Source organism: Brucella sp. 22210 (genome assembly GCF_052045675.1).
Taxonomy (GTDB): Bacteria; Pseudomonadota; Alphaproteobacteria; order Rhizobiales; family Rhizobiaceae; genus Brucella.
Genome location: NZ_JBQEPD010000011.1, coordinates 101,603 through 115,212, shown reverse-complemented (window position 1 = coordinate 115,212; position 13,610 = coordinate 101,603). Strand labels below are relative to the sequence as shown.

Genomic DNA, 13,610 nt, shown 5'->3' with positions numbered 1-13,610 from the left:
CGGCCGCCTTTTGATTAAAACTTCGCACCAACCCGCAGTGCTATCGCGTGATCTCTTGCGCCAGAACCACCGAAGCCGGTTCGATATTCGACGCCTGTGGTCCAGGCATTATCGAAGCTGAAATCAAGCGACAGACCCACATTGGCGCTATCGTTGCTCTCGCCCTGAACATCAAGCGCATAGGGAAGCCCGCCAAGCGCGCTATATCCCATGGCGGCCCGGCTGGAACCCTGGAAATCATGGGCATATTCAGCGCGGACACCAGGGGTCAGGCGTCCCCAAGTGTAGTCGATGGAGTAATTGGCGCGCAAACCAACCACGCCCGTGACAGTATCCACGGTCTGATCACCATAGGTCAGCCGGTAGATGCTATCGCCGCCTTCAGAATAAGCATCAAGCCAGGAGCGCGACATTTCCATCCGGCCATAGGGCGAGACCAGCCACGTCTCCTGACGAAATTCGTAAGCAGCCGTCAGGGATCCGAACAGCTGATGGCCATCCCGTTTGCCATCGGTCAAACTGCCGTCTGTCGTGATGAAACGGGTGGAGTCAAAGTCGAGAATGCTGCCGCCGACAAGCGCGTCGATAAAGAAATTGTCGATCGGCTTGAAGCTACCATAGACAGCGGCGCTGTAAGCATTGGCGCGGCTCTCAGTACCATTGTCGCCAATATCTGTGCGATCCCGTCCATAACCAACACCGAAGCCCGCAACGAAGCGTTCCGAGAACCGGTAGTCGATGCCGCCACTCACGCCGACAAGCGTATAGTCCAGATCGAGCTTGCCGCTATCGCGCTGGCCGAAGTTCACAAAACCGCTGCTCCAGAATGCGAATGGTCCAAGGTCTGGATCGATAGTCGGCGCAGGCTGCTCCGGCTCTTTCAAGCCGATCGCCTTGCCCGGAAAGCTGTCGCGCTTTTCGGGGGCATAGCCGAGAGGTGAAATACCTGTCGACGATGCTGACGAAGAGGGATTGGCCGGGTCTTCCGGTTGCTGTGCGGACGATGGACCGCCAAGTCGCACGCCGAGGCTGGACTTCCGCCGGTCGCCTTCATCATGCAACTGCTCAAGCCGGTTTTGGAAATTCCGGGTTTGAACCTGCGCAAAGCGTCGTGCGGCACTTGTCTGTGCGTTCAACAAACCGATCACTTCGGGATCAAGCGTCGGATCGGGGAAAACCATGGCCGCACGGTTGACCACAACCGTGTAGCTGCGATTGGCCCCACTTGGCGCAGTTACGACAATCGAAACCGTGTTCGAACCAATAGCCAGTCCTATGGGAGCGCTTGAATTTCCCGACGCAACACTGCCCCCTGCAACGGTTACGCGAGCGGAGGGCTCGGAAACCGTTGGGGCGAAGGTTATGCTCTCGACCGTGTTTTCAACATTGAGCGAATAGCTGAGTGTCTCTTTGTCAAATGTCGGGTCCAGCGATCCAGAACTGGGAACGAGGCTAGCAAGTGTTGCATCCGCTGATGCAGCTCTCGTGACATTGACCGTATAGCTGCGCGTCGTTCCATTTTGCGCTGTGACAACAACCGTCAGGGTCGTGGTACCGATGCCGAGTGGCAGTGCAGCGCTCGCACTACCGGATGGTACGGTTGCTCCATTGACCGCGATGGTGGCCGTCGGGTCTGCTGATGTGGGTGTCAATTGGAGCGACGATGTATCTGTGGGGACCGTCAACGAATACGTGGCTGTGCTCGGCGAAAATGCAGGGTCCAGAGTTCCGGCGCTGGGAGCCAGCCCCACGAGATCGGCATTGCCCGACTGCGCGCGGATAACGTTGACAGTATAGGTCTTGGTGGTGGTTCCATTCTGCGCGGTTACAGTCGTGGTAACCGTATTGCTTCCAACCGCCAGATTAATTGCAGGGGTGGCCGTTCCATTGGGTATTGTTGCCCCGTTGATGACAACCGTACCCCTCGTATCCGAAAGCGTTGGGGTAAAAGTAATTGTCTCGACGTCGTTTGCTACATTCAGCGTGTATGAGATCGTGTTGGGGTCAAAGGCAGGCGCTAACGTTCCGGCACTGGGAATGAGGTTCTGCAAATTCGCATCGGCTGACTGCATTATCGGTACATTCAAGACATTGGATGCAATATTGCCTATTCCGTCGGCATTTATAACAGCTCCCGCAGGGAGACTTACCATAACCGATCCGCTACCCGAAACAACAACGTGAAGCAAATAGACCAAACTGCTCCCCGTCGGCACCAATATAGGGGTCGCCCCGACAGTACCCGTTGTTGACAAAATAAAGTCATTTTCTGAAAGCCCCGTCACTCCCTCAGAAAAAGTAACCACAAGCATCTGGACATTATCGAAAGGTGACGACGAATTCGTGATGCTCAATGTGGGCGTGTTTACATTGACAAGTACACCGTTCGTCGCGCCAACATTAACAAATGTGCGATTGGCTGACAGCCCGCCGATGGCTTGAATGGCGCCGCCATTCAAGTCTATCGCTGAGCCAAGACTAATCCCGTCTGCATCCTTATCGTCAGCCTGGATAGTATAGGAAAAAGTTAGAACGTTAGTTCCGCTTCCTGATTGATAAAATGCACTGCGTGTGGTTGCGCCGATAAGGACAGGTATAGACGGCAGCCCTCCCACATTTACAATTGCATCAAAAGTTACTGAGAACGTCAGCGTATCGCCGGTTTCGTAGTAGCCAGACGCAGGAACACTCACGGAAGTTACCTGCGGAAACACATCAGATATTGTGAAATAAGCAGTGCCTTGTGAAGACCCTCCGGTCGTTCCACCGACTTCTGTCACCACGAAATCGAATGAATCAACGCCCGTGTATTCGGCATTAGGCCTATATGTAAAACTTCCACTGGCATTAAGCACAACAGTTCCATTTAAAGGAGCAGTGACGAGGTTGAACGTAAGCACGCCTCCGCTCCCCGTGGCTGTCAGTGTGCCCGGCACTGCTGTATTTTTCGGACCACCGAAAGAGTTCGAGGAGATAATCGGGGCAGAATGCGCCGATATCGAACAGAACAATATTGCGTAAAGCCCCAGCAACATCGCACAAAAATAACGCCATCCCGACGCGCCAAGCGCCCCCGCCAGTGTCCCCGACCGCATAACGTCCCCTTGCCCCGAATTGCTTATTTTATTTGTCACTAAAATGTATTTACGACAAGAGGTCATCGAATAGACATAAAGAAACATTTAATAAAATACGGCACATGTCGTATTTTACATTGTCTTCAGAAAACAATTTTCAACATTGCATGGAAACCCGAGTATTACCGCACGCATGAGTGGAAAAAACTGCGCGCGCGTCCTGTCAGAAACCCTGATCAATCGATCATTATTTTTGACATGACATTGCTCTGCACCGGGAGTAACTGCTCGTTGAATAATAACGGGTTTGGCGGGTCATTATGTCAACGGGCATGCAGGAAACGAAGCCGCTGGTCGGAATTGCGCTGGCATCGGCGGGCTATGCATGTTTTGCCCTGCAGGATGCCTTGGTAAAATGGCTTGTCGCCAGTTATGCCGTGCCGCAAATCCTCTTCATGCGCAGTCTGGTCATCGTGGTGATTACCGGCGTTCTGGTGCGCCATTATCGCCACCCGTCGATCATGCACAGCCCCTATCGCGGAACACTTGTGCTGCGCGCCGGGCTGATGCTGTTCGCGTGGCTCTTGTTCTATAATGCAGCCAAGTTTCTCGGTCTTGCCGAACTGACCACACTTTATTTCTCTGCGCCCATCATGGTCATGTTCCTGTCCATTCTCGTTTTGAAGGAGCGCATTGGAACCGGTCGCTGGATCGCCTGTTTCGGCGGTTTCGTCGGTGTTCTCATCGCGGCCAACCCCGGTCATTCGCCAAATCTGATCCCCGCCATCATGTGCGTGGTGGCTGGCTTTTGTTGGGCATGGAGCACGATCCTGATCCGGCTTGTCAGCCGCAGCGAAACAACGCTGACCCAGATGTTCGCCACGAGCCTGATCTTTGGCATCGCCTGCGCGGTTTCCTTTCCGTGGATCTGGCAATGGCCCGACGCCATGGGCTGGGCGCTCATGTTTGGTCTCGGCCTGATCGCCACGCTTGGCCAATATCTTCTTTATGAAGGTTTCCGCCACGCGCCCGCCTCCGCGCTTGCGCCCGTCGAATATACCGGCCTGATCTGGGCCTTTGTCTACGGCTACGCGATCTGGGCAGAAGTCCCCGCAACGAACGTTTTCGTCGGCGCCTTGCTGATCGTCGCTTCCAGTTTTGTGCTTGTCGGGTGGGAACGCTACGAAATCACCATGAAGCGCAGACGCGCAGTCTGACAGGTGTGAGACACAACCGGCCCCGCACTAACTGCCGAGAACATAAAGCCAGAAAGACATGGTGACTGCTGAAAGCAGTGTGCCAATGAGGATGGCGTTGGCCGCCACACCGGAGGCGCGATTATAATAGGTCGCGAATATATAGACATTCACACCGGCGGGCATAGCCGCGAGCAGCACGCCATACCGCGCGGCTTCCACCGGCACCTTCAGCACCCAGATCATCAGGACATAGGCCAGCGCCGGATGCACCATCAGCTTGATGATCGATGCAATGAGGGCCTGTTTCCAGTTTTCCGAGAGCTTGAATTGGGTCAGCGCACCACCAATGCCGAACAGCGAGACCGGCACGACCGATTGCGCCATCATCGAGAAAAACGCATCCGCAGGTTCTATAAGCTGAAGACCGAGGCTCGAGCCGATAATGCCAGCGGCAATACCCCAGATGAGCGGGTTGGAGCCAATACGGCGCAGAGCAACAACGATTGTCTTGCTCAAAACCTCGCCGTCGCGGCGTACCAGCTCCATCGTCATCATGCCGACCGTCAGCAGGATAGCCCCGTGCAGACCGATGATCGACAAAGTGACCGGCAGCGCCTGATCGCCATAGGCACGCGTCATGATCGGCAAGCCGATCAGCACTGTGTTGGTGAATGTACCCGTGAAACCGACAGACACGCTTTCGCCCGGACGGTTTGCATAGACTTTGCGGGCAATCGTTATGCCAAGCACAAAGCAGATAATCGCCGCCACATAAAACGGCCCGATGATCTTGAGATCGAAGGCGGAACGAAAGTCGCTCGTCGTAATCGAGTAAAACAGCAAACAGGGCGTTGCAAAATTATTCACGAAGGAGATGAGACTGCCAACACCAGCGGCCGGGAATAAACCCGCCTTCACCGCAAGAAAACCAAATGCCATGAGCGCGAATATCGGCGTAATAACGTATATGATATCGATCATTTCAAGACTTCATGGCCATTATATTGTGTATTTCTCTTATCTTTACCAAATAATATTATTTTCTCAATAAAGGAATATGAATATTATCTTCGATAAATTTAAAGGCGTAGAAAAGAATTTACACGCAACTTTCTCCCAACTTTGGCCTGATCTTGCAGATTAACAGCAGCGGCAACCATCATCAATATTTAACTATATGCGACGCTTTGCACATTTGACCGACAACCGCCCCGTCCTGTCAACATAATATAAAGGCTTCCTGATACTAATATCGCCTCAAGCAGGGGTTGTAGACCTTCAAGAGCTGACATAGGCAAATGGTGCGCCGGATGAAGACGCTTCCGTCGATCTGTGCACCAAACGCGGGGAAATGAATCATGAATGAATCTATTCGGGAACTTCTGACCAAAGTTGGCGGATTGCCCATAGCCGTGACCGACATCGCAGACGATGCCGATCTTTATACGGCTGGCCTGTCGTCCTTCGCCTCAGTTCAGCTGATGCTTGGCCTTGAAGACAAGTTCGACATCGAATTTCCGGACCAGTTTCTCAATCGCAAGTCTTTTGCGAGCATCAGCGCGATTGAACAGACGATCACCACCATCCTCAAGGATAATGAGGCCGCGTAATGAATGCAGGCGGGGGGAATAGTCTTTCCGAGCGTGCCGGTCGCGTAGCAGCCATCGCCGGAAAATTTGCCGATAGCGTCGACAAGGAAGGACGCTTTCCGCAAGAAGCCATCGATGCGATGAAGGCCGAGCGCCTTCTCGGTATTCAGGTGTCGCGCGATCTGGGCGGCGAAAGCGCCGAGATCGACCAGATTGCAGAACTGTGCTGCATTCTGGGACAATCCTGTGCTGCAAGCGCGATGATCTTCGCGATGCACCACATCAAGCTTTCCAGCCTGGTGGAGCATGGGCAATCGGTTGAATGGCATCGCAACTTCATGCGTGACGTCGCGAACGAGCAGTTGCTGCTCGCCTCGGCGACGACAGAAGGCGGCATTGGCGGCGATTTGCGCAATTCCATCTGCGCGATCGAAATCGACGGCGACACCTGCCGTCTGGAAAAGAATGCCACGGTTATTTCCTATGGCGTTTATGCCGATGCCATCCTGATCACGTCGCGTTCACACAAGGATGCGGCCTCATCCGATCAGGTCATGACCGTTTTCCGGAAAGACCAGTACACGCTGGAAAAGACCAATGAATGGGACACGCTCGGCATGCGTGGCACCTGTTCGGAAGGCTTTGTGTTCCGGGGCGAAGCGGACAAGGTACAGATCCTGCCGCATCCGTTTGCCGAGATCGCCGCGCAGTCCATGCTGGCGCAGTCCCATACATTGTGGAGTTCGCTCTGGTATGGCATCGCCGTCGATGCCGTGAACCGCGCACAGGCTTTCGTGCGCGCCGCAGCACGCCGTAATCCGGGCGCACCGCAGCCGGGCGCTTTACGCGTCGCCGAAGCCTCCAACATGCTGCAAATGCTGAAATCGGAAATCGTCGCCTGCCTCAAGACCTATAAGGACGCGAAGCACGACGCGGACAAGCTCGCCTCCATGGGCTTTGCCATCGCGATGAACAATCTGAAGGTCGCTGCCTCGCAGACGATCTTGCAGGTGATCAACCACGCCATGCTGGTGTGCGGCATCATGGGCTACAAGAACGGCACGCCCTATAGCCTTGGCCGTCATTTGCGCGATGCGCATTCGGCCCAGCTGATGATTTCCAACGAGCGCATCCTCGGCAACACCGCCACCATGCTGCTCATTCACAAACAGAACACCAGCCTCTTGGGATAACGCCATGGACGCGCAAAGATCTTTTCTCAACCGGGTTTTTGATGCCGGACTGCTGATTGAAACCGGCGTGGACGGCCTTTACGGACGCTCCGGCCAGTTTGAAGATGTCATCGTCGCCTTCGAGCGCCTCGTTGATCGCACCGGCGGTGCTGATGGCGCGGAAACGATCCGCTTCCCGCCCGGCCTCAATCGCGCTTACTTTGAAAAAAGCGGCTATATGAAGAGCTTCCCGCAGCTGGCCGGCACGGTGCACAGTTTCTGCGGTTGCGAGCTGGACCATATCAACCTCATCAAATGCATGGATTCTGGCGAAGACTGGACGCTGGAGCAGAAGGCAACGGACATCGTCCTGACACCCGCCGCCTGCTATCCGCTCTATCCAACGATTGCCAAGCGTGGACCGCTGCCGCAGGGCGGCGGCCTCTATGACCTGCAATCCTATTGCTTCCGTCATGAACCTTCGGTGGACCCTGCCCGTCAGCAGCTGTTCCGCATGCGCGAATATGTGCGCATGGGCACAGAAGCCGATGTGATGGAATTCCGCCAGCTCTGGATCGAGCGCGGCACGGACATGATGAAGAAGGTCGGCCTGCCCGTTGAAATCGACGTGGCGAACGATCCCTTCTTCGGACGCGCAGGCCGTATGCTGGTCAACAACCAGCGCGACCAGAACCTGAAATTCGAACTACTGATCCCGATCACCAGCGTCGAAAAGCCGACCGCCTGCATGAGCTTCAACTATCATCAGGACCAGTTCGGTGTGAAATGGGGCTTGTCGCAGCATGACGGCGAAGTTGCGCACACGGCTTGCGTCGGCTTCGGACTGGAACGCATCGCGCTGGCGCTGTTCCATCATCATGGCCTCGACGTCAAAGCCTGGCCGGAGAGCGTACGCAACGAATTGTGGGGTTAAAGCATAATCCGACCGGAGTGAAACGAAGGTCGATAAGATTGTGCTTAAAATAGAAGGGATTAGAGCGCAGGTCTGATTCAATCAGATCGGAACGCGCTCTAAAGCGACATGCAGGCAGTCTTTCCGCATATCTCGCCAGAAGGCTACGCGCCGCATGCGCTGCATGCGCAGACACGCATTTGGCCTGAAACCAATTGCTATGTCGATCTCTGGATCGAAGTGCTGGCATCGCTTCGGGTCGCTCCCGAAGCCATGCTGGGCTTTACACTGACGCAGGATTTCGAGGGCGACCAGTTCACCTTCTTCAAGGTGCCGCTCGAAGACCTCGAAGCGCTCTACGGCGTGCGGGCGACGGAGCTTGCCATCTTCGACAGTGTGGAAGGCCATATCGCGGAACAGATTGTGCGCGGGCGGCTGTGCATGGTCGAGATGGACAGCTATTTCATGCCTGATACGCATGGCGTGAGCTATCGCACCGAGCATGGCAAAACCACCATCGCGATCAACCGCATGGATGTAGAGAACCGTTCGCTCGATTATTTCCATAATGGCGGCTTCTACCATCTGGAGGGCGAGGATTTCGACGGCGTTTTCCAGCGTCACCTGACGGAAGCCGACCTGCCCTTCCTGCCCTATACGGAATTTGCGAAATTCCCGAAGGATGTGCCCAGTGAAGCGCATCAGCGGCGCGTGGCGGAAATTCTGTTGCCGCGCCACTTTGCGCGCAGGCCCAAGGATAATCCGATCCGCGCTTTCGCAACTGTTTTTCCGGCACAAGTGGAAGCTATTGCCGAACGTCCCTTCGGCTTCTTCCACAAATATGCGTTCAACACGCTGCGCCAGCTCGGCGCGAATTTCGAACTGGCCGCAAGCCATCTGCAATGGCTGGGCGAAGGCAAGCGTTTTACCGCTGCTAGCGCCGACGCTATCCAGATCGCCGAAACTGCCAAGGCGGTGCAGTTCCAGCTTGCGCGTGCAGTGATGCGCAAGAAGTTCGATACGCTGGCAAGCGCGCTGGTGCCTGCCGCCGATGCATGGGATCGCATGACAGGAGCGCTTGAAACAGAACTTGGTCGCGATGCTGCCTGAACAAACTACCACGGGCCGCCCGCTCACTGAGGGCTGGCGGCTTTTCCTGACCGCAGCCAATGAGGCCGCAACGCCGGGCGATGTCTCGCGCAATGGGGCATATCGCGATGCGCCGGTTCCGGGCACGGTGGCGGAAGCGTTTGAAAAGGCAGGCCAATTCAGCCGCACAGCTCCGACGCCGCTGAACAATCAGGATGCGTGGTATTTTCTCGACCTCTCCGAGCCGCCCGGTGAGGCAATGCTGCATTTTGCTGGCCTTGCCACGATCTGCGAAGTCTATTTGAACGGCGCTTTGGTGCACAAGAGCGACAGCATGTTCCTCGCCCACGACCTGCCGGTCACGCTGACGGGTGCGGATGAGCTGGCGCTCTGCTTTCGTGCTCTCGGTCCCCGGCTGGAGCAGAGGGGCCCGCGTGCACGCTGGCGCACGCAATTGATGAACACGCAAGGCTTGCGTCTTATCCGCACGACAGCGCTTGGTCATATGCCGGGCTGGTGCCCGGAAGTTCATGCCGTTGGCCCCTGGCGTCCGGTGACGATCAGCCGAGCCGACGCGGAAGCTGTTACCGACATTGTCATCCAATCCACGCTTCATGAAAATGGCGACGGAGTACTTACCGTCAGTTTTACCTACGCGGGCAAGGCTGAAAATCTGACCCTGCATTGCGCAGGTTCGCAGATCACCTGTGACCGGGAAGCAGACGGTCGCTGGCTGGCAAAACTGACAATCTCCGCTGTGGAACCGTGGTTGCCGCACACTCATGGCACGCCGACGCTCCATGATGTGGAAATGTCCATCGACGCCAAAAAGCAGCTGCTTGGACGCACCGGCTTTCGCCGCATCGGCGTTGATCGCGGACCAGACGGAAAATCATTCGCGCTGGTGATCAACGGCGAGAAAGTCTTTTGTCGCGGCGCGGTCTGGAGTTCTGCCGACATTGTCCGCCTGCCGGGCGCACGCGCCGACTATCAACCGTGGTTGCAGCTCGCACAGGATGCGGGCATGAACATGCTGCGCATCAGCGGCATTACGGCCTATGAAACGCCCGACTTTTATGCCCTTTGCGATGAACTCGGCATCATGGTCTGGCAGGACTTCATGTTCGCCAATTTCGACTATCCGGTGAAAGACGAAGGCTTCGTCGCCAAGGTACAGGTTGAAGCACGACAGCTTCTTTCCGCCATCCGCCATGCACCTTCACTGACCGTGTTATGCGGCGGCAGCGAGATTTACCAGCAGGGCGCCATGATGGGCCTGCCCGAGACAATCTGGAAAGGCGCGCTGACCGAAGAAATTCTGCCTGCCATCGTGCGCGAATTCTGCCCTGACATTCCTTATGTGCCGAACTCGCCCTGCGATGGGGCGCTGCCCTTCATCAGCAATGAAGGCGTCAGCCACTATTACGGCGTGAGCGCCTATTGCCGACCACTGGACGATGCGCGCCGCGCCGAAGTGCGCTTTGCGACCGAAAGTCTGGCTTTCTCCAATGTTCCAGAAGCGCGCACGCTCAAGGCACATCTTGATGTGCCCGCAGTCCATGATCCGCGCTGGAAAGCCCGTGTTCCGCGTGATCGCGGCGTCTCATGGGATTTCGAAGACGTGCGCGATGCCTATCTGGAAATGCTTTATGGCTACGACCCTGCCCGCTTGCGGCGGGAGGACATGGAGCAATATCTCCATCTTTCCCGCGCCGTCACGGCGGAAGTAATGGAGGCGACCTTTGCCGAATGGCGGCGTCCGGCAAGCACCTGCTTCGGCGCTCTGGTCTGGACATTTCAGGACGTGTTGCCCGGCGCTGGCTGGGGCGTGGTCGATGCGACCTGCGAACCGAAACCCGCATGGCATGGGTTGAGACGCGCCTTTCGCCCGGTGCAAGTTGCCTTGACCGACGAAGGCGTCAACGGGCTGGCCATTCATGTTCTGAACGAACAACCCCATACCGACGATCTGACACTGGAACTCGCCTGCCTGCGCGCCGGTGCGCAGACGGTTGTAAGCGGTCGCCGCGATCTTTCGCTTTCAGCACGTTCAGGCGTCACAATACCGGCGACCGAATTGTTTGGCGCATTTTTCGACACGACTTATGCCTATCGCTTCGGCCCCCCGGCCCATGACGTGACGGTTGCCCGGTTAAAACGCGGCGACGCCACGCTTGCGGAGGCTTTTCATTTTCCGCAGGGGCGAACCAGAGCATTCCACGACGCCACAATTGAATGCCGTGTCGTGGAAGACAGCAACAACTGGTTTCTCGATCTCAGCACATCCGTGCTGGCGCAATCGGTCAGCATCGACGCGGAAGGCTGGAGAGCCGCAGAAAACTGGTTCCATCTCGCCCCCGGCGAGACGAAACGTGTGGCATTTCTCCCCCGCCATGATGGCGAAGGCAAACCGTCCGGCGAAATTCGCATTGCCGGATCGGCGCGAACCGTCTGGTTTTAACCAGCGTTCAAAGCCAGCGAGCGGACAGCATCGATATAGACCGTGCGCGCATGTTCCGGCGTCAGATTGTGATCGGCGTCGGGAATGACTGCAACCTTCACATTGTCGAATCCCTGCACCTTGTCGCCCGCCTGATCGAAATAGTAATTGAAATGCTCGCGACCAGTGTCTTTTTCGGCATAGACCAGCGTCAGCGGCACCTGCCGCAACTTCAATTCATCGAAAGCAGAATAGATCGCCCGGCCTTCGACCGTGCGACTGCGCAAGAGCTTGCGTGCCAGCCCGAGCACCCGCCCACTGACACCCCGCACAAGATTGCGCAGGATGGCGCGAATATCGAGTTCTCCACGGAATAGACGCTTGAACGTATCAAGACGCATGGCGCGGCTGCCATAGTCTTCCAGTGTGCGATTGCCTTCCCGGACCACATCGTCAACTGAAAGCTCTGGCGACCAATAGAATGTCACCGGATTGACCAGCACCGCGCCCGATACCCGCTCGTCCAGCACCGCACAGTGCAGCCCAAGAAACGCGCCGCTGCAACGCCCAGCCAACACCGGACGCCCAAACCCAATCTCGTCCAGGTAATCGAGCGCATCGGCCACATCGGCCTCCGGCGCGTGCGTATAAAGCACCTGTTCCGGCATGCCCGGATTGGGCGGGCTGTCACCGGCATTGGCAATATCGAAGCGGAGCGACGGCACGCCGTCTCGCGCAAGCTTGCGCGCCATATCGACAGTGGTCCGCCCCCACCCGACGCGCCGATCATAAGAAGACGACAGGAACAGGACCGTCTGTCCCTTTCTTTCTCCCAAGGGCTCGCAAAGCACACCCGACAAACGGTTGCGCGCGCCGAATGCGACCGGCGTTTCGATGAAGCCATCGCCCACGATCTGCCCGCCAAGGCCGCTTTCATCGGCACTATTCCGGGCCGGTCTGGAACCGGCAAGCGCCACCGCCCAATCGACCAGTCGATCCGCAACATTTAAAGGCAATCGCGAAATAACAGGATTGGAAATCAGCTTGTCGTAATCGGTGAAGGCTTCCACGGTAACTTCCGCGCCCAGCTTTTCGAGATGCTCTGCCAGTTCCGCATCATTCGGGCGGTCGATCCTTGCGAGCAGAAGGCATTTGTCCGCAGGCTTTTCTGGCAATGAAAGAAGATTGATCTTCTTCACTTCAGTCGCAATTTCGGGCGTCATCGTCAGAGACGCGATGGAAACCGCCCCTTTGATCCGCTGCGCATCGGGCAGGCCCAGATCGGCATCGACCATGCTCGACCACACCGCCAGCTCCCGCGTGTAAAAGCGACCGGAAATCACCGGAGACAACAACGCCAGCGCTTCCAGACCTTCGATACGCGGCCCGGTTTCGGCGGCGACTGCTGCGCCAAGGCTCTGTCCAATGACCACGACGCGGCTTGCGCCCGACAAAAGCCGTGCTTTGTCCGCCGCTTCGATTAGCGTCTTTCGCCAGAGTTCCAGCCCGGAAGAAAAGTCGATGTCATCGCCCCCGTCGCCAGTGCCCGGCCAGTCAAAGCGAAACGACGCAATTCCACGGCTCGCCAGCCTGTCGGCGATGATGCGCCAGAATTTCCGTGTGGTGCAAAGCTCTTCCAGCCCCCAGGGGCTTGCAAACACGACAACCGTATCGAGACATGTGCCGGAAGCGCGTTGAAATAGTCCCAGAGTGTCAGAAAAGACAATCGGACTGGCCGCCGCCATGCCACCCAGGGGCTTGGAAGATGAAATACTCTCCGCGCCGTCGCCCATGCCCGATATCCCCCGTTAAATAAACAATATCTGCAATAACGGAATTTAAGCGAGGAACCAAGAGGGCACAGTGAATACCTAAAAGCGACTAAACCCTAGGATGTAAATCATAAGCTTATTTTACAGACCATCACGACATCTCAACACCTGCGAAAAGCGCGCTTTACCGCCAAAAACGTTGTAAAAGCAGTCACTTTATTATAACATTCTTGTGAAAATTTCCACTTGCCCACAATCTTGATATTCGCGTTAACCGCTAATCAGTAATTGCTATGCAACCAAAGGATCATCAAATTCGGGCTTGGGTTTTTAGAGGCTAAGATGTGTTACGCGACTAT

At 56.2% G+C, this 13,610-nt stretch carries 9 protein-coding genes and 1 pseudogene; 6 read left to right on the top strand and 4 right to left on the bottom strand.

All coding sequences use genetic code 11. The annotated features are described in order from the left end of the window. Window positions 1–14 precede the first annotated feature (14 nt). Both ACTJKP_RS15635 and ACTJKP_RS15630 read right to left on the bottom strand, forming a co-directional pair. Window positions 15–2,072, bottom strand: coding sequence for a cadherin-like beta sandwich domain-containing protein (locus tag ACTJKP_RS15635; protein ID WP_440631336.1), 2,058 nt, complete (start codon window positions 2,070–2,072; stop codon window positions 15–17). 675 nt (window positions 2,073–2,747) lie between these two features. Beyond that, window positions 2,748–3,035, bottom strand: a pseudogene (locus tag ACTJKP_RS15630) (Ig-like domain-containing protein); the annotation flags it as partial. A gap of 362 nt (window positions 3,036–3,397) precedes the next feature. Here ACTJKP_RS15630 and ACTJKP_RS15625 point away from each other — a divergent pair. Continuing rightward, on the top strand, window positions 3,398–4,294 hold the full coding sequence (locus ACTJKP_RS15625; RefSeq protein ID WP_151588917.1) for a DMT family transporter: 897 nt from the start codon (window positions 3,398–3,400) through the stop codon (window positions 4,292–4,294). A 27-nt stretch (window positions 4,295–4,321) separates the two neighbouring features. On the opposite strand, the gene ACTJKP_RS15620 is transcribed toward ACTJKP_RS15625, so the two are convergent. Continuing rightward, window positions 4,322–5,257 carry an AEC family transporter gene (locus ACTJKP_RS15620; RefSeq protein WP_440631304.1) on the bottom strand — a complete coding sequence of 312 codons (936 nt, stop codon included), beginning with the start codon at window positions 5,255–5,257 and terminating at the stop codon, window positions 4,322–4,324. A gap of 377 nt (window positions 5,258–5,634) precedes the next feature. Between ACTJKP_RS15620 and ACTJKP_RS15615 the strand changes: the two genes are divergently transcribed. The 5 genes from ACTJKP_RS15615 (at window position 5,635) to ACTJKP_RS15595 (ending at window position 11,500) form a co-directional block, all read left to right on the top strand. Then, the gene (locus tag ACTJKP_RS15615) at window positions 5,635–5,886 is read left to right on the top strand and encodes an acyl carrier protein (protein WP_078338932.1); all 252 of its coding nucleotides are present in this window, start codon (window positions 5,635–5,637) and stop codon (window positions 5,884–5,886) included. Further along, entirely contained in the window at window positions 5,886–7,058 is a 1,173-nt protein-coding gene (locus ACTJKP_RS15610; protein WP_440631303.1) for an acyl-CoA dehydrogenase family protein, read from the top strand. Before ACTJKP_RS15615 ends, ACTJKP_RS15610 begins: the two co-directional genes overlap by 1 nt. A 4-nt stretch (window positions 7,059–7,062) precedes the next feature. Next, the gene (locus ACTJKP_RS15605; RefSeq protein WP_440631302.1) at window positions 7,063–7,971 is read left to right on the top strand and encodes an amino acid--[acyl-carrier-protein] ligase; all 909 of its coding nucleotides are present in this window, start codon (window positions 7,063–7,065) and stop codon (window positions 7,969–7,971) included. A gap of 108 nt (window positions 7,972–8,079) precedes the next feature. After that, complete coding sequence (locus ACTJKP_RS15600; RefSeq protein ID WP_440631301.1) at window positions 8,080–9,060, top strand: DUF1839 family protein; 981 nt, start codon at window positions 8,080–8,082, stop codon at window positions 9,058–9,060. After that, window positions 9,050–11,500 (top strand): glycoside hydrolase family 2 protein, encoded by a 2,451-nt coding sequence (locus tag ACTJKP_RS15595; protein ID WP_440631335.1) that lies wholly within the window; start codon window positions 9,050–9,052, stop codon window positions 11,498–11,500. Before ACTJKP_RS15600 ends, ACTJKP_RS15595 begins: the two co-directional genes overlap by 11 nt. Here the strand turns inward: ACTJKP_RS15595 and ACTJKP_RS15590 are convergent. Next, window positions 11,497–13,272: an alpha/beta fold hydrolase gene (locus ACTJKP_RS15590; RefSeq protein ID WP_440631300.1), complete on the bottom strand. Its 1,776-nt coding sequence runs from the start codon at window positions 13,270–13,272 to the stop codon at window positions 11,497–11,499. The genes ACTJKP_RS15595 and ACTJKP_RS15590 overlap by 4 nt on opposite strands. Between the last annotated feature and the right edge of the window lie 338 nt (window positions 13,273–13,610).